This is a genomic window from Hyphomicrobiales bacterium (assembly GCA_016125495.1).
Taxonomy (GTDB): Bacteria; Pseudomonadota; Alphaproteobacteria; order Rhizobiales; family RI-29; genus RI-29.
Genome location: WGLQ01000004.1, coordinates 366,889 through 384,297, shown reverse-complemented (window position 1 = coordinate 384,297; position 17,409 = coordinate 366,889). Strand labels below are relative to the sequence as shown.

General features: G+C 65.6%; 12 protein-coding genes. 4 read left to right on the top strand and 8 right to left on the bottom strand.

The features are described from left to right. The first annotated feature begins 5 nt into the window (after window positions 1–5). Window positions 6–1,487, top strand: a complete 1,482-nt coding sequence (locus GC150_04410) for a RimK family alpha-L-glutamate ligase (protein ID MBI1384134.1) — start codon at window positions 6–8, stop codon at window positions 1,485–1,487. Here the strand turns inward: GC150_04410 and GC150_04405 are convergent. Both GC150_04405 and GC150_04400 read right to left on the bottom strand, forming a co-directional pair. Then, window positions 1,447–2,673, bottom strand: a complete 1,227-nt coding sequence (locus GC150_04405) for a paraquat-inducible protein A (GenBank protein ID MBI1384133.1) — start codon at window positions 2,671–2,673, stop codon at window positions 1,447–1,449. The genes GC150_04410 and GC150_04405 overlap by 41 nt on opposite strands. Window positions 2,674–2,760: 87 nt before the next feature. Further along, entirely contained in the window at window positions 2,761–3,834 is a 1,074-nt protein-coding gene (locus GC150_04400) for a hypothetical protein (GenBank protein MBI1384132.1), read from the bottom strand. A gap of 86 nt (window positions 3,835–3,920) precedes the next feature. Between GC150_04400 and GC150_04395 the strand changes: the two genes are divergently transcribed. Continuing rightward, window positions 3,921–4,832, top strand: coding sequence for an MBL fold metallo-hydrolase (locus GC150_04395; GenBank protein MBI1384131.1), 912 nt, complete (start codon window positions 3,921–3,923; stop codon window positions 4,830–4,832). Window positions 4,833–4,994: 162 nt separating this feature from the next. Here the strand turns inward: GC150_04395 and GC150_04390 are convergent, their stop codons facing one another. The 5 genes from GC150_04390 to GC150_04370 form a co-directional block, all read right to left on the bottom strand. Further along, a complete protein-coding gene (locus tag GC150_04390; protein MBI1384130.1) occupies window positions 4,995–5,330 on the bottom strand; it encodes a hypothetical protein in 336 nt (111 codons plus the stop codon). 449 nt (window positions 5,331–5,779) lie between these two features. After that, complete coding sequence (locus GC150_04385) at window positions 5,780–7,114, bottom strand: porin (protein MBI1384129.1); 1,335 nt, start codon at window positions 7,112–7,114, stop codon at window positions 5,780–5,782. Between the two features lie 502 nt (window positions 7,115–7,616). Further along, window positions 7,617–9,968, bottom strand: coding sequence for a tetratricopeptide repeat protein (locus GC150_04380; protein ID MBI1384128.1), 2,352 nt, complete (start codon window positions 9,966–9,968; stop codon window positions 7,617–7,619). Window positions 9,969–10,060: 92 nt separating this feature from the next. Next, entirely contained in the window at window positions 10,061–11,371 is a 1,311-nt protein-coding gene (locus GC150_04375) for a hypothetical protein (protein ID MBI1384127.1), read from the bottom strand. 521 nt (window positions 11,372–11,892) lie between these two features. Beyond that, window positions 11,893–13,197 (bottom strand): porin, encoded by a 1,305-nt coding sequence (locus tag GC150_04370; GenBank protein ID MBI1384126.1) that lies wholly within the window; start codon window positions 13,195–13,197, stop codon window positions 11,893–11,895. A 337-nt stretch (window positions 13,198–13,534) separates the two neighbouring features. Here GC150_04370 and GC150_04365 point away from each other — a divergent pair, with 337 nt between their 5' ends. Then, entirely contained in the window at window positions 13,535–14,797 is a 1,263-nt protein-coding gene (locus GC150_04365; GenBank protein ID MBI1384125.1) for an FAD-binding protein, read from the top strand. Between the two features lie 129 nt (window positions 14,798–14,926). After that, window positions 14,927–15,829: a lipid A biosynthesis acyltransferase gene (locus GC150_04360; GenBank protein ID MBI1384124.1), complete on the top strand. Its 903-nt coding sequence runs from the start codon at window positions 14,927–14,929 to the stop codon at window positions 15,827–15,829. Window positions 15,830–15,890: 61 nt separating this feature from the next. Here the strand turns inward: GC150_04360 and GC150_04355 are convergent, their stop codons facing one another. Then, window positions 15,891–17,279 (bottom strand): VWA domain-containing protein, encoded by a 1,389-nt coding sequence (locus tag GC150_04355; protein MBI1384123.1) that lies wholly within the window; start codon window positions 17,277–17,279, stop codon window positions 15,891–15,893. Between the last annotated feature and the right edge of the window lie 130 nt (window positions 17,280–17,409).

The following is a 17,409-nucleotide window of genomic DNA, read 5'->3' as shown; positions in this document are numbered from 1 at the left end:
GAACCATGGCACCCGTGACCGATTGGATCATTCTCGCCGACGATCTGCGCGACCTCGAGAATCTCGGCGCGCCCTACCGCCTCGCAACGACGGGAGACTATGTGTGGCTGCCGGCCGTATTCGAACGATCCGGCCAGCGCCTCATAAATCTCTCTCGAAATTACAACTACCAGAGCGACGGCTATCACGCCTCGCTGCTGGCGGAGGCGCGCGGTCACCGCATCATCCCCATGGTCGAGACGATCCTCGACCTCGAGGGACGGCACGGTTTCGAGAAAGCGTTGCCGGAGCTGGAGGACGCGCTCGGCAAGGACCTCGCAGACACGCAGAGCGCCGATATTCCGGAACGCATCCTTTTCTGTCTCGGCCAGCCTGATTTTCCTCCAGTCAAACGCTTCGCGCGGCTGCTGTTCGACTGGTTCCGCGCGCCGATCCTCAGCGTGCGCCTCAGCGTGACGGGGGCCGGCGCCAACCGGAGCATCCGCATCCAGAACATCAAGACCCGCGGCATCAACACCCTCAGCAAGGAGGAGCGGGCCCATTTCGCGGCCTCGCTCGCCGTCTATTGCAAGCGCTCCTGGCGCTCGCCCAAGCCGCGCATGGTGCCGCGCTATTCCATCGGTCTGCTCTTCGATCCCAAGGACCCGCAGCCCCCCTCGGCGCTTTCCTCGCTGAAGCACTGGGCGCGGATCGCGGAAAAGCAGGGCGTCGAAGTCGAGCCGATCCAGAAGCGCGACATCTCGAGGCTGGCCGAATTCGACGCTCTTTTCATCCGCGAAACGACGTCGATCCGCGACCATACCTACCGCTTCGCGCGCCGCGCGTGGGCGGAGGGAATGCCTGTGATCGACGATCCGATCTCGATGATCCGCTGCACGAACAAGGTCTTCCTCTGGGAGAGGCTCTCGCTCGCCGGACTGCCGCAGCCCAAGACGATGGCGGTGCGGCCCTCGACGCCGCTCGCCATGGTGGCCGACGAGATCGGCTTTCCGGTGGTGATCAAGGCGCCCGACTCCTCGTTCAGCCGCGGCGTCAAGAAGGCCGACAACATGGCCGAACTCGAGGCGCTGACGAAGCTCTGGTTCGAGGACAGTGATCTCCTGCTCGCCCAAAAATTCATCCCGACGAGCTTCGACTGGCGCATCGGCGTGCTCGGCGGCGAACTCCTCTTTGCGGCGCAGTACCCGATGGTGCGCGGCCACTGGCAGATCGTCAACAACAAGGCCGACGGGACGGTGACACAGGGCGGCTGCAAAGCCGTTCCACTCGCCGACGTGCCGCCGGAAGTGCTCGATGCCGGCATCCATGCGGCGCGCCTCATCGGCGACGGGCTCTATGGCGTCGATCTCAAGGAGACCCCCGACGGCGTCTTCATCATGGAGATCAACGACAATCCCAACATCGACCATGGCTATGAGGATGCCGAGGAAAAGAACGCCGTCTGGCTCAGCCTGACGCGCTGGTTCGTGGATCGCCTCCAGGCTTGAGGGGATCCGGCGCGGCCGGCGGCACGGGGCGCCCGGCCGGCCGACGCGCGACGAGACCGCCCTTGACCAGCGCATAGGCGAACATGGTCAGGAACACGCTCGCGGTGAAATAATAGATGCCGGCCAGCGCGCTCGCCTCGGCGAACGACGACGCGTTGACGTAGAAGATGATGAGGGCGAGCACGAGCACGTCCATCATCGACCACTTGCCGAGCCACTCGAGGCGCGTGAAGAGCCGGCTCTGAGCCTGCGGGCGAACCGTCGACAGGTTCGAAACCGCCATCAGGTAGAAGAGCTTGAGGGTGGGGAAAACAACGGAAAAGAGACCGATCAGGACAGCGAGGAAGACCTCGTCGTCCTGCACCAGCGCCCAGATGGCGGTGAGCACCGAGTGCTCGTCGGTCCAGACGTAGAGTTTGGTCAGCTTGATCGTCGGAAGCGAAAGGCCGAGCGCCAGGGTGATCCCGGCGGCGGCCGTCAGCACCGCGATGGCGAGGCGGCGCAGCGGATGGAAGGGAGAGGGGGCGCCGCCGGCGAAGGCACCCGGACCGGTGCCGGTGCCGGGCTCCGGCGCCATCGCACCTGTCGCGACCACCTCCCGCGCGGAGTGCTTGATCCAACCGTAGGCCAGCATGATGAGAATGACGGAGACCGCGAAGTAGCGGGCCCCCGGCTGGCTGGTGGCGTCACTGAGGCCGGAGGACTTCAGATAGACGATGGTGATCGCGAGGATCAAAACATCGTGCATGGACCACTTGCCGATGCCTTCCAGGCGCTGGAGCACGCGCTGGCGGGTGCGCAAGCGTTCGGTCGGCAGCGTCGCAAGCACGAGCAGATAGCCGAGCTTGACGGTCGGGAGAAGAATGGAAAAGACGAGCACGATCGCCGCCAGCATCAATTCGCCGTCGAGATAGAGCGCATAGACGGCGCTCGCCAGCGAATGGGCGTCACTGAACACGTAGAGCTGCGTCAATCGGATGATCGGCTGGGTGATGCCATTGTAGAGGCAAAAAGCCGCCAGGACGATCATCCCCGAGAGGGCGAGGCGGCGCCAGGGCCAGGTGTGAAGGGCGGCGCGCGGCGGGGCGATCGCCCCAATCGGATCGAGGTGCGGCGGCGCAACGTCGATCGCCTCGGCCTCGTGCGGCGTTCTCTCCCCCTCCGGCAACCTCGACCTCCAAGTCATCGAAACCGAACGTGGCGCCACGACGCCGCCGGCCAACACCAATGGCCACTTGTGGCCAAAGCTTGGCCGGCGGCCCCGGAACCGCGATCACTCTCCCGGCGGACCCGCGCGCTCGATGCGAGCCTCGCGGCGAAAGAGGAACGGCACCGCCATCGCGAGGCCGAGAAAGCGAATGAGCTGGTGCGTAGCAACGAAGGCCGGATCGACACCCAACATGAAGGCCAGCACCGTCATCGCATCGAGCCCGCCCGGCGCGAAGGCGAGCAAGAGTTGGACCAGCGGCAAGCCGAGCAATTCCGAGGCAGCCACGGCAAAGGCGATGCTGGTGCCCACCGAGATCGCGAAACCGGCCATCGCGAGACGCAGGCTCTCCAGCAGAAAGGCGACGGTCATCCCGATGAATCGGGCGCCGACGGCGGCACCCGTGGCGATCAGGGCCGGCCAAACGATCCAGGCCGGAACACCGCCGTGCAACAGGCCGCTGCCACAGGCGGCCGCGGCCACGAAGAGCGGCATCGTGAACGACGGTGACGGCATGCCGAAGCGCTTGGCGATCTCGGTCGCGATGACGGACACGGCAAAGAGGCCGGCCAGTTCGCCGAGACCGAGAGTGGTGTGCGGCACCATCGGCACCGGGACGTGTCCCAACCAGAGCTGAACCGCCGCCGGAATGAACAGCAGGAGCAGCGTGACCCGCAGCGTATGCATCACCGCCACGCGACGGGTATCGGCGCCGAGGTCGATCGAGAGCGCCAAGACGAAGCTCAGCGCTCCCGGAATGGCGCAGAGCCGCGCCGTCGTCTCGTCGAGCCCGGCCCGGCGCATGAGGTAGCGCGGCAGGATGAGCATGACCACGACGACGGAGGCAGCGAGCGCGGCGATCGAGGCCGGCCAGCGCGGCACGGAGGCAATCGTCTCCTCGGTGACGGTCGACCCGAGAACAATGCCGATGGCGACAAAAGCCACGTATCGGACACGGCCCGAAACCTCGATCGGCACACCGGAAAGCGCGGCAACCGCGACCAGGAACATGGCGCCGGAAAGCAAACCGGCAACGAGCCCGAGGTGCTCGGCGGCAAGGCCACCAACGGCGGCGATGGCGAGGGCGAGGAGGTTGCGGTGGACAGCTTGCCGCGAACCGGCGATGCCTGCGATGATCATGCCCTATCACTAGGGGCTGCGAGCGCTGCTTGGAAGTCGGCAGCCTGCAACGCTGGCAGACCGAAGCGCGTTGCCTCGGAGGAAAGATGACCGACCGGCGGCTCTCGATCACGCTTCTCGGCACCGGCTGCCCAGTGGTCTCGACGCGGCGCCATGGACCGGCGAGCCTCGTTCGCTGTGGGCCGCTGAACGTGCTGGTTGACCTGGGGTCCGGAGCAACGCAGAGGCTGCTCGCCGCCGGCGCCTGCGGCCGCGACATCGATGCCGTTCTTCTCACGCATCTGCACAGCGACCACGTCGTCGACCTCTACCAGTTTCTGATCTCCTCCTGGCATCAGAACCGTGACCGACCGCAGCGCATTTTCGGTCCGCCTGGAACCCGCCGGTTCATCGACATGCAGATGGAGGCTTACCGTGAGGAGCGCGATCTCAGGATCGCGTTCGAGGCGCGCACCAGCACGGCGGCCTTCGACATCGAGGTCGAGGAGATCGTCGAGGGTGCCTGCCTCATCGACAACCAGGGAGTGAAGGTCACCGCATTCAGGGTCGAGCACGCGCCGGTGCCGCATGCCTTCGGCTTTTCGTTCGAGGCCGGTGGGCGCCGACTGGTCCTCTCCGGCGATACGCGCCCCTGCGAGGGGCTCGCGCGGGCGGCTGCGGGCGCGGACGTGCTGGTGCACGAGGTGATGACCCACCCCGGGCCAACGACGCTGCAAACGGGTAGCCTCAGGACCGAAGCGACGATCCACAACGTCATGAGCTATCACACACTTGCCGATCAGGTTGGCATCGTTGCGCGGGAGGCGAGGGTTGGGGCGCTCGTCCTCACCCACATCGTGCCGCCGGAAACCGATGCAGGCGCGCTGCTCGCGCGCGTGATGCATGACTTCGCGGGGCCGGTCGTCGTCGGTGAGGACCTCATGACCATCGATGTCGCGCGCGGTACGATCGAATGGCGTGGGCTCAATGCCTCGATCGCCAGAGTATCCGTCGGCTGAAGCGCCCAGCTGGTGGCTGGCGCCGCGCTCAATCATCAACCGGACGGAGACAACGAAAAACGGACGCTCGCCGCATGGGGAGCGTCCGTCGGAAATCCTTGCAGTTGGCGTCGACCTCCGCGAGCCCCCAGCCGAGGGGCGCCTTCGAGCGGAATTGCAGGCTCAGAAGCGGTGCTTGACGCGGCCCTGGATCTTGAGCGCATCGGCATCGCCGACCCCGATATCCTCGGCCGATGTCGGCTCGTTGGCGCCGTAGAGCAGCTCGAGACCGAAGTCGAGCTTGGGCAGCACGCCGAGGCTGCCGAATCCCGGGAACTCGACACTCGTCTGGTTCGCGGAGCCAGGGGACGCACCGTCCTGCCCGCTCGCGATACCGGCAACCGGCCCACCCGAGGGTGAAGCGACGCCCGGAAGCACGCTCGTCTCCTGAAACCCGAGAGCAGGGCCCGCCAGAAGTAGCGCCGCTCCCACTAAACAGGTGCCCAACAACTTGGTCATCGACAACTACCCCGCAAATGCAACTTCAACGTCACGACCGCATCTCATCTTTCCGCCAGCAGAGTGCCATCCGGCAAGTTAAACGCCTGCTAACGCACGGCAACTCCGGCCGTTTGGGCAAAATTGTGACTGCCACGCAACAATGGGGGCCCGTTGTCCACAAGCTATACACCGCACTTGGCCCCGCCATGTCGGAACAGTGGCCAACTCATGAAAAGTGCAACGTCCACAGGGCGTATTCTGCCTCAAATAGCGCGCACAACACAAATCACAAGTGTTTGGGAATGCTTGCAGTGCAAATGGTGGGGGCGGCGTGTGGCGTTCGCAATGCGCGCTCGAGGGCCTTCGGGCCTCAATCCACCGCCAGCTAGGAAACCTTCGCGCGTTCGACGCGCGCAAAAGAAAAGGGGCGCCGACGCGCCCCTTTCCCGTAGTCGTTGCCGTTCCGATCAGAAGCGGACGCGCATGCCAGCGATGACACGGTCGATCTCGCCACCGACGTCCACGCCGAAGAGTGCGTTGTCGTCGAACTCCTCGTGGTGGTAGGCGATGTAGGCCGTCGCACCAACCGCGTCGATCGCCTGCGTGAAGCTGATCGCCCAGTTGGTGTAGTCGAGGCCCAGAACGCCCTGGTTGGTGTTCTCGATGTATTGGATCGAGACGTCGGAGAGACCGAGGTGGTTCCAGCGACCCTGGATACCAGCAGCGATCCACCAGTGCTCGGCCTCGTTGGCCTCGCGCAGAGCGACGACGGCATCGTTGCCGTCCGTGTTGATGAATTCACGCTCAGAGTAACCACCCTGGAGGTGAATGCCCGACGGAACGTGCAGGAAGGCGATCGAGCCGCCCCACGTCTCGGTAGACGTACAGTTCGAGTCGTTGCCCGTCAGAACACCAGGAACCGACGTGTGGTTTTCCGGAACGGTGTTCGTGAAGCAGGTGTTGTCGTCGTGGTCCTCGTGGTACGAGATGGCGGCTGCAACGCGCAGGCCGTTCCACTCGTTCGAGTAGCGCAGAGCGGCATCCCACTCGTCGTCCTCACCCCACGATGCCGACAGCGTGAAGCCGTGCAGCGTCGGCGAGTCGTAGCGGACACGGTTGCGGCGCGACGCGTCGTGGTCGGTGCCGATCGTGGCCCACGTCGTGCTCTGGAAGTAGAGGCCAGAGACGTCGTCGAAGAGCGAGATGTAGTTGTTGGTGATGCCGAGGCCGTAGCCGACGCCAGCATACCAGCCTTCGGAGAAGGACACCTCGTGGGCGCCGTCCGAAGCCATCGAGCCCTGACCGACCGTCAGCGTGCCGAGACGATCGTCACGGACATACCACTCGGCGCGGCGGAACTGGAAGAGGTCACCGTCGTCGCCGTCGTTGGCGTCGAACGAGAAGTTGTTGCCCATCTGGAGATCGAATTCGATCTGGAAGCCGATGGTCATCCCCGGACGGACAGTGCCCTCACCGCGGAAGTTGAGGCGGGTGGACGACTCGTCGTTGTCGATGACGTAGACGTCAGCCTCTTCGTTGTTGTCGAACCAGAGCAGGGCTTGGTTGACCTGACCGGAAATCGTCAGCGAAACCTTACGGTTCGCGTGGCGAACGGCCGTTGCCTCGAGCTCGGACACCCGCTCCTCGAGGTCCGCGCAGCAGTCACCGCCAAGGTCTGCCGCCTGTGCCGGGGTCAGCGCGAAACCGCCCACCATAAGCCCAGCAGCAGCGGCGATGGCGAGGCGACTAGACGTCTTTTTAAGTCCCCCAATCATTTCCATCTCCACAATCATTCGTTTCATAGCTGGTGAAGCAGCGCGCGGATGCGCCTGCTCGCCTTCGACCGGGGCCCTGCTCCTAGGCGCGCGCCGCGGTCGTACTCCACACAACAGGAACTCTGACGGGAACTGGTGCGCGATTGGCTTGCTGTCTTCGGCTGGGGCCACGTCGTCAGAGCGACTACTGGCTCTCTTGCTCAGCGATTAGCAACGCACACGACTCGACTGGTGTCCCGAGTTAGTCGCGACGGGTGAGTCGAGTAAAGGCGGACTCCAATGTCATTCGGGGTTTGAGGCAACTCTGTTGCCGATCCGCCACGAATGTGTCACCGAGAACCCGCCAACCCTCCTCTGGACCGCCACGTGCAGGCTCCGCCCCGAGGAGCGGCGCCGACTCTGCTTACGAGGTCGACCGTCCGACGCGAGAACGGCGGTTGCAAGACCATCGCCCCCGTAATCAACCGTTCCTTGCACGAGAATGGTTAAGATTTCGCTCGGCACGCGTCATTCCGGGACGCGTGAGGGCCTATCGACCCGGCTCCAAGTGCTCCAGAAGGTGGCGCAGACGCTCGCCGTAGCGCTCGGAGAGCTTGACCGAGGTCGTGTATATCGGGCGCCTGACCTGGCTGACGCTGATGGTGTTCACCATGCGCTCGGTCTCGTGGAAATCGAGCACCCGATCCTCCCAGGCCAGCCCGCAGTATTCGAGCAGGCGGCGGGATTGGCCCTCCTGGTCGGCCACCATTTCCTCGTACTGGACGGTATGGATGGCTGCCGGGGCGATCGCTTCCCAGTGCGCCATGAGGTCCCGGTAAGCGAGGTAATAACGGCCGAGATCGGCGAGGTCGGTGGCGTAGCGGTGCGCGTCGGTGAAAAAATTCTTGAAGATCGACAAGCAGTTGTCGGCGGGCTCGCGGCGGCAGTGGATGATGCGCGCGTTGGGAAGCATGGCGCGGATCAAGCCGACGTAGCGGAAGTTGTGGGGCATCTTGTCGGTGAAGCGGGGAGCGGTGCCGGCGATCTCGCGGACCCGGCGGACGTACTCGCGCCCGAGTTCGTCGAAGCGCGCGGGCGCGGCATCGGCGAAGCAGTCGGGGTAGGTGCGGGTCGTGCGCACCTGCTCGATCGAGGCGATGTCCTGCATGTCGTAGAGTTCGCCGGCACCGAAGACGTCGGAATGGCTCGCGAGAATCTGCTCGACAAGTGTGGTGCCAGAGCGCGGCATGCCGAGGATGAAGATCGGGGCCGCGTCCGGATGGCCGGCGCCGGCGGCGGCCAGCTGCTCGAGGCGCGTGCGCGAGAACACCTGCTCGATCCGCTGGAATTCGGCCTCGGTCTCGGCATGGTCATAAGCGTAACGGGCGCGCTGGAGGCGGTTGCCTTCGAGGAAATAGTCGAAGGCTTGCGCAAACGCCCTGGCGCCTTCGTGGACCTTGCCGAGCGCGAAGGCGAGATGCATGCGCCGCTCGTCGTCGAGGGCGGCGGGATCCTCGTAGAGGCGTTTCATGGCCGCGACGTCCGGTCCGTCGAGGGGATAGGGCTTGAACTCGGCCAGCAGTCGGTAGCAATCCGTGGCGAGGGGATCGCGGGCCAGAACCTGACGATAGGTCTTCTCGGCTTGATCATCCTCACCGGCCGAGCGGTAGCCATTCGCAAGCTGGCAGAGCATCTTGTGGCTGGTCGGGTCGCGGCGCACCGATTCCTCGAGGTTCGCGAGCGCCTCCTCGATGCGGCCCATGTCGCGCAGCGTATTGCCGAGTTGGTTGAGGATCGACGCATCGCCGGGGGCGATCGATTTCGCCAGCTCGAGATGACGGATCGCCTCGTGGCCGCGGCCGAGCTTGAGGAGCGATACGGCGATGCTGCAATGGGCTCCCGTGTGGCGCGGGTTGATGGCCATGACCTTGCGGAAATGGTCGATGGCTTCCTCGAAACGCCCGAGGTCGTTCAGTGTGCTGCCGAGGTTGTTGAGGGCCTCGGTGTTGCGCGGCGCGCGCACGAGGATCCGGCGGTAGGAATCGATGGCTTCCTGGCTGCGAGCGAGGATGTGGAGCACGGTGGCGCGGTTGACCTCGGCGGCGGCGTTGCCGGGCTCGAGCCGCAACGCTTCGTCCAGCATCGCGAGCGCATCCTCCGGCCGGCCGAGATCGCGGAGCGCAACGCCGAGATTGTTGCGGAACCCGGCGTTTCGCCCATCGAGGCGGATGGCGGCCTCGTAACAGGCGGCCGCCTTCTCGTTCTCCCCGAGCCTGCGATGGGCCTCGCCCATGTTGTTGTGCACCGCCGGCTGGCGCGGGTTCGCCTTCAGCGAGCGGTTGAAATCGTCGATCGCCTCGCGAAACCGCCCTTCGGCGAGTGCAATGGCGCCGAGGAGATGGGTGACGTCGGGATGTCCGGGCGCGGCCGAAAGGAGTTTTCGGGCGGTTTTCCGGGCGCGCTCGTAGTCGCCGGTCTCATAGAGGCGGACCGCCGAGCGCATCAGTTCGGCCGGACCGCCACCACCGCCGGACCCTGGTTTCAACGCCATGGCTTGCTCCTCGTTGTGTGCTGACCGACGGCCACGCCGGCGCGGGCGTCCATCCCGTGCGAGCCGCGACCATCGATCCCGCCTCGAGCGCTCGCGTGAATACGGCGGTCGGCGCAGTTGGCCTGCAACGCAATAGCGCCAACCGGGACCACCATGCAAAGCAAAGCCGACGATCCGGCGGGCCGCCCGGCCGAAGGAGATGGCCAACGTCGGGTAAGGACCGGCACGGCGTGTTGGAGATTGCAGTCGAGGGGTCCCACGGCGAAACGGGCGCGCCATCGACCACGGCCGAGCACAATCCAGATGGCGGAACGGCTCGCCGAAGGCGCGGGCCAGCACGGCGAACGCCATCGATCTCCACGCCCGCTCTCAAGAACGCGGCCGGCCACCACTTCACGCGGTGACCGGCCACATTCGGATGACGGTCAATTCGCCGTTCGGGATCAGAACGTCACGAGCATGCCGGCAACGATACGGTCGATCTCGCCCTCGACGTCGGCCCCATAGAGCGGGTTGTCCTCGAATTCCTCGTGGTGATAGCCGATGTAGGCGGTCGCCCCGACGGCATCGATGGCCTGCGAGAAACCGATGCTCCAGGCGGTATACTCGAGGCCGAGGACGAACACGTCGGAGGCTTCGATATACTGCACGGTGATGTCGGACTGACCGAGGTCGTTGAGGCGGCCCTGCCAGCCAGCCGCGGTCCACCAGTAGTTCGAGTTCGTCGCCTCGCGCGCGCTGACGACCGTGTTGTCGCCGTCCGTGTTCTCGAATTCGACCTCGACGTAACCGCCCTGGACATGGAAGCCGGACGAGGTGTGCTTGAAGGCAATCGAACCGCCCCACGTGTTGACCGTCGTGCAATTGGAGTCGTTCGACGTGAGGTTCGCCGGATCCGAAGTGTGGTTTTCGGGGACCGTGTTGGCGAAGCACTGCTGGTCGTCGGAATTCTCGTTGTAGGAGGCGCCTGCGATCACCTCGATGCCGTTCCATTCACCGGCGTAGCGGGCCGCGACGTCCCAATAGTCGTCCTCGCCCCACGACGCCGAGAGCGTGAAGCCGGCGAAGGTCGGCGTGTCGTAGCGCACGCGGTTGCCGCGCTCGGGGTCGAGGTCCGTGCCGATCGTCACCCAGCTCGTGCTGAGGTAGGTGCGGCTGATGTTGTCGAAGAGCTGGATGTAGTTGTTGGTGATGACCGTGCCGTAGCCGACGCCGGAGTACCAGCCTTCCGAGAACGAACTCTCGAAGGTGCCATCGGCGGCGAACGAGCCCTGGCCGACCGTCAGTGTGCCCAGCGCGTCGTCGCGGATGAACCACTCCGACTTGCGGAACTGGAGAAGGTCACCATCGTCGCCGTCGTTGGCGTTGAGCGTGAAGTTGTTGCCCATCTGGAGGTCGAATTCGATCTGGAAACCGATCGCCAGACCCGGACGGACAGTGCCCTCACCCGAGAAGTTGAGGCGCGTGGACGACTCGTCGTTGTCGATGACGTAGACGTCAGATTCCTCATTGTTGTCGTACCAGAGGAGGGCCTGGTTCACCTGCCCCGAAATCTCGAGAGAGATCTTGCGGTTGGCATGGCGCACGACGGTCGCCTCCAACTCCGCCACGCGCTCCTCGAGGTCGGCGCAGCAATCGCCGCCGAGGTCGGCCGCCATCGCCGGGTTCAACATCCCGACCGCAATCAGCCACCCGCCGGCGACCAGCGCCAGCCTGCTGGAGGTTCCCCGAAATCCGCTGCCGATCATCGACATCCCCGAATCCCCATTTCGACCTGCCGGCTAGACTGCGGTCAGCAATTGCGGACCGGTGATCCTCGCGCGGCGCGACATCCCCAATACCGTCGTAACCGGCGCTCCAAGTTTCTGGAACGCATTGCGTTTTTGCGCTGGTCGACCGTCCAGGATAGCCACGAAAATCCACAGGTTGACAATCGGGTGGCAGTGCCCACACGCCGAATCACTTGCGCTGTAGCCAAAGTGCTACAGATGGAAAGCGCGGGCACGAATGTGGCTCGATCTCCGGAGGCGGCGCGGCGAAGTGGGCGGCTGAACCGGTCTCGGGCGGGAGGGGAGCGGAACGAGGGCGGTCCCGGGTCTGATGCGCATGGTTCCGCTGCGCTCCATGCCGCAGTGCATTCGGGACTCGTGCAGATCCACGCTGCTTCGCGCCCGGAAAGCGTGGGGCTTCGAACCCGCGCCCATCGCTCCAAAAGCAGAAAGGGGCGCCGAAGCGCCCCTTTCGAGTCTCGTCCAACGGTTGTGCGGTGCTTCGATCAGAAGCGGACGCGCATGCCAGCCAGCACGCGGTCGATCTCGCCGTCGACGTCCACGCCGAAGAGTGCGTTGTCGTCGAACTCCTCGTGGTGGTAGGAGATGTAGGCCGTCGCGCCAACCGCGTCGATGTGCTGCGTGAAGCTGATCGCCCAGTTGGTGTAATCGAGGCCCAGGACACCCTGGTTGGTGTTCTCGATGTACTGGATCGAGACGTCCGACTCACCCAGCGAGTTCCAACGGCCCTGGATACCAGCAGCGATCCACCAGTGCTCGGCCTCGTTGGCCTCACGCAGGGAGACGACCGCGTCGTTGCCGTCCGTGTTGAAGAACTCACGCTCGGAGTAACCACCCTGGAGGTGGATGCCCGACGGAACGTGCAGGAAGGCGATGGAGCCGCCCCACGTCCCGGTGTACGTGCAGTTCGAGTCGTTGCCCGTCAGAGCACCAGGAACCGACGTGTGGTTTTCCGGAACGGTGTTCGTGAAGCAGGTGTTGTCGTCGTGGTCCTCGTGGTACGAGATGGCGGCTGCAACGCGCAGGCCGTTCCACTCGTTGGCATAACGCAGAGCGGTATCCCACTCGTCGTCCTCACCCCACGATGCCGACAGCGTGAAGCCGGCGAAGGTCGGCGAGTCGTAGCGGACACGGTTGCGGCGCGACGCGTCGTGGTCGGTGCCGATCGTGGCCCACGTGGTGCTCTGGAAGTAGAGGCCAGAGTTGTCGTCGAAGAGCGAGATGTAGTTGTTGGTGATGCCGAGACCGTAGCCGACGCCCGCATACCAGCCCTCGGAGAACGAGGTCTCGTGTGCGCCGTCCGAAGCCATGGAGCCCTGGCCGACCGTCAAGGTGCCGAGCGCGTCGTCGCGGATGAACCACTCGGCGCGGCGGAACTGGAAGAGGTCACCGTCGTCGCCGTCGTTGGCGTCGAACGTGAAGTTGTTGCCCATCTGGAGATCGAATTCGATCTGGAAGCCGATGGTCAGGCCCGGACGGACAGTGCCCTGGCCCTTGAAGTTGAGGCGGGTGGACGACTCGTCGTTGTCGATGACGTAGACGTCGGCCTCTTCGTTGTTGTCGAACCAGAGCAGAGCCTGGTTGACCTGGCCAGAGATGGACAGCGAGATCTTGCGGTTCGCGTGGCGAACAGTCGTCGCCTCGAGTTCAGCAACCCGCTCCTCGAGATCGGCGCAGCAGTCGCCGCCGAGGTCGGCCGCCTGTGCCGGGCTCAGAGCCGCGCCACCGACGAAAAGGCCAGCAGCCACGATGGCGAGCCGGCTAGACGTTCCAAAAAGTCCCCCGATCATAATTACTTCTCCGTTGGACTACGCTTACTACCCCAATACGGCCAGAGCCGACGCTCAGTCAGCGCATCACCCGAACGCCGGACCGATTGGCCGCTGACCTGGACCTAGCGTTAGCCCACGGCCGGTTCGATGCACAACAAAACCGACGCCGGACTGTGCGACATCGGCGTCGCCCGTGTCTCGAAAACCACAGAATGCTTCTTGACCCGGCGAATCAACCGGTGCCACCACGATCCTAGAGGGCCGTTCGGGCGGAATCGCGGGGCATGCCTCAGCCCCCGCCGAACCGATCGCTCCGAAGTCGGCGACCATAGCGAGACCGTTCCGAGAGGGATCCATGCAAACCGTCGCCCCGATGCCAAGCGAGAGCACCGACGTTGCGGTCGTCGGGGCCGGTCCGGCCGGACTGACAGCGGCGCTGGCGCTCGCGGAAGCCGGCTACCGCACGGCGGTTATCGATCCGGCGCTGGCCCGCCCGCCCAGTGCGGGGGACGCCCGCACGGCCGCTCTTTTCATCAGCTCGATCAATATTTTGCGCAATCTCGGGGTGTGGGAGAACCTGGTCGGCGAGGCCGCACCGCTGCGCCGTCTCAGGATGATCGATGCGACCGGACGCCTGCTCGCCGGGCCGGACCTCCTGTTTGCCGCCCAAGAGATCGGCGAGGCGACTTTCGGCTGGAACGTGGCCAACGCCGCGCTCGTTGCCGTGTTGCGGGAGCGGCTCGAACAGCACGCCGGGGTGACGCTCGTCGGCGCGGCGGCGGGCGATGTGCGGCCGGGACCCGAGGCGGTCGAGGTGCTGTTCGAGGGCGGCGGGAGTTGCTCGGCGCGGCTGGTGGTCGGGGCGGACGGTCGGCAATCGCGCTGCCGGACGGCGGCCGGCATCACGGCGCGCCGTCAAGACTACCCGCAAGTCGCCGTCACCACGCTTTTCACGCATTCGCGGGCGCACGAGGACACCTCGACGGAATTCCACCGCCCGCACGGGCCGCTCACCACCGTTCCGCTCCCCGGGCGGCGCTCCAGCCTCGTCTGGGTCGAGGGCCCCGAGGAGGCGCGCCGCATCGCCGGGCTCGACGACCGGACCTTCTCGGGCGAGCTCGAACGGGCGCTCCTCGGCCTGCTCGGGTCGATCGAGGCCCCGACACGGCGCCATGCCTTCCCACTGACGATGCTCACGGTGCCGCGCTACGGCGCCCGCCGCATCGCCCTGGTCGGCGAGGCGGGGCACGTCGTGCCGCCGATCGGCGCGCAGGGCCTCAACCTCGGATATCGCGACATCGCGGCCCTGCTCGAGGTGCTGACCGATGCGGCGGGGTGCCGGGTGGCCGCCGACCCGGGCGAGGCCGGTATCATCGAAGCCTACGACCGGCGGCGGCGCTTCGACGTCGCCAGCCGGGCGGCAATCGTCGATCTGCTCAACCGCAGCCTCCTCTCGCGCGCGCCCGTTGCGGGCCTCGCACGTGTCATCGGGCTCCATGCCATGCAGCTCGCTCCGATGGCGCGGCGCCGGCTGATGCGCTCGGGCATGGCGCCGGAGGGACCACTGCCACCGCTGATGCGCGAGCCGACGACAGTGGCGCGACGGCGCGGTGTCTAGCGAGCGCTGCCGGATTGGCGGGCGGCCAGGAGCCGAAGGCGCGGCGCTTGACGGAGACGACGGGCTCGGGCATGGCGCGCAAGCCACACCGCCCTTCGCCGGCACGGCTTTCGCGAGACCGCCCGACCGATGTCACCTCTGCTCGACCTGCAATACCGGCTCGAATACGTGATCCTGCGCGTCGTCGTCGGCTTTTTCCGCCTGCTGCCGCTCGACTTCGCCGCCGGGGTCTCCGCCAGGCTCTGGCGTTTGCTGGCGCCGCTGACGCCGCGGCACAAGCGCGCCCTCGAGAACCTGGCGCTCGCCTTTCCCGAAAAGAGCGAGAGCGAACGGCGGACGATCGCGCTCGAGCATTGGGACAACCTCGGACGGGTCAGCATCGAGGGCATGCAGCTCGACCGCCTGCTCGCGCAGGAAGGCCGCATCGAGCTCGCCGACGCGCACCTCCTCTCGCGCTACCAGGGCCGCTTCGGGCCGGCGGTCGGCGTGACACTGCACACCGGCAACTGGGAGCTGGCAGTCTGGCCGCTCGCGCGCTACGGCGGCCAGCCGGCGGCGATCTACCGGCTCATCAAGAACCCCTACGTCGATGCCTACGTGCGCGAGCAGCGGCGCCAGCTCTATCCCGGCGGCCTGCTGGCCAAGGGAAAGGCGCACGGCTCGAACGCCGAGGGCCAGCGAACGGCGCGGCTGATCACGGACTACGTGCGCAAGGGCGGGCGGCTCGGCATCGTCTGCGATCTCTACGACAAGAGCGGCATCGCGGTGCCGTTCTTCGGGCATCCGGCCAAATCGACGCCGGTTCCGGCGATGATCGCGCGGCGGGTCGGAGCGCGGATCTGGATGGCACGCGCGGTGCGGATCGCACGCCAATCGCGGTTTCGCATCGAGGTGAAGGAGCTGAAGGTGCCGCGTTCGGGCAATCCGGGCGACGACATCCGCGCCATCACCGCCGCCATGCACGCACAGTTCGAAGCCTGGGTGCGCGAGCGCCCGGAGCAGTGGATGTGGTCGAACCGGCGCTGGAGCTGAGGCAGACGGGCACGCGCTCGACGGCAGGCGCGGTGGCCGACGGCCACCACACCCGAAAGGTTCAGCCGGCGATGCGCAGTTGCACGAGCTTGCCGGCGATGTCCTTGAAGGCCTCGTTCAGACCCGCAACACCGGTGGCATCGAAGTAGTAGGGCGGGCCGCTCGCGCAGCTTTCCATCAGGTCCTTGATACCGTTGTCGGAAACGTCGAACGTGACGGTGTAGATCTTGATGCCGGCGGCCTTGATGTTCGTGCAGAGTTCGGCGGTCCGCTGATCGGCGAGCGCGCGCTCCTGCAGGTCGTGGTCGGGGTAGGAAGGGCTGCGCGTGTTCTCGCCGTCGGTCATCAGCACGATGACCTTGTTGACATGGTTCTGGGTGGCCTCGGCGGTGGAGGTCGCCTCGGTGAACGGGGCTTCGGAATCGAGCGCGCGCCAGCCCCAGACGAGGCCCGCCGGGATGTAGGTGTTGCCGACCGCCTGGAGGCTGTCCAACATCGTGGTGATGGTGGACTTGTCGTTGGTCAGCGGCAGAATCGCGCTGGGGCAGGAGCGGCCGAGGAGCCCGGGTACGCGCGTGCCCATGTTGCCGACCGACACGTCGAGGGGATGGTTGCGCGAGCCGACGCAGCCTTGCCAAACGGCACCCGTGGTCGCCTGCCAGCACTCCTCGACCGGCGTGCCGTAGGTGTAGTCGCAGACCTCGTAGTCATAGCTGACGGTGCGCCCATCGTCGTCATAGGTTGCCGTCTCGGTGCGGCAGTTCGACTGGCCGGTCACCGGCGCTCTCATCTCGCACTGGGTCTCGGTGCTCGCGGTGTCCGGCGGTACGTCGATCCAGCTGGCGTTGCGGTTCGCCAGGCCGACGTTGACGTAGTTGGCGAAGGGGACGACTGCGATCTTGACCGCATCGTCGTTGCCACCGCGCATCAGCGTGTTGACGAGATCGGTCGCGGCATCGTCGAGTTCGGCCAGCTTGCTGCCGGACATCGAGCCGGTGTTGTCGAGAACGAGTGCGATTTCCATCTTGCCGAGACCGACCTGCACACGCGTTTCGACGCGCACCGGGACCGTGTCGATGCCGGCAATGCCGAGAAAGCTCGCCGGCACTTCGACCGTCGCGGCGGCAAAGAGCACACCGTCGTTCTCGCTGTATTCGACGAGGTTCGGCGTCGATGTTCCTTGTGAATTCTTCCAGTTGCTGACGAGCCCTGCGCGCACATGCGCCTCGCTCTCGTCCTGGTCGCCGCTGGCGGCCAATGCGCTGGCTACGATGGCTGCATCGAGAGCCGACTGAAGAGCTGTGCGGACCTGATAGCTGCGGCCATAGTCGATCATCGCTCCGGCGCCGACCGCGATCGCAACGATGACGCCCGCCGCCATCATGGCGACGTTGCCCCTTCGATCGCTCCACCCCCTCGCGACAGAATCAAAAACTCTGCGCCCCAACATCAACCACTCCACTCGACACTGCTCTCGAAATCGTGAACGGGACCTTATACGCGTCGATTTCAAACTTCGTATAGAGAGGCTTTGAAATTGAACTGATTGAAGATTTCCAGGTCGCTTCCATTTGTTCCAA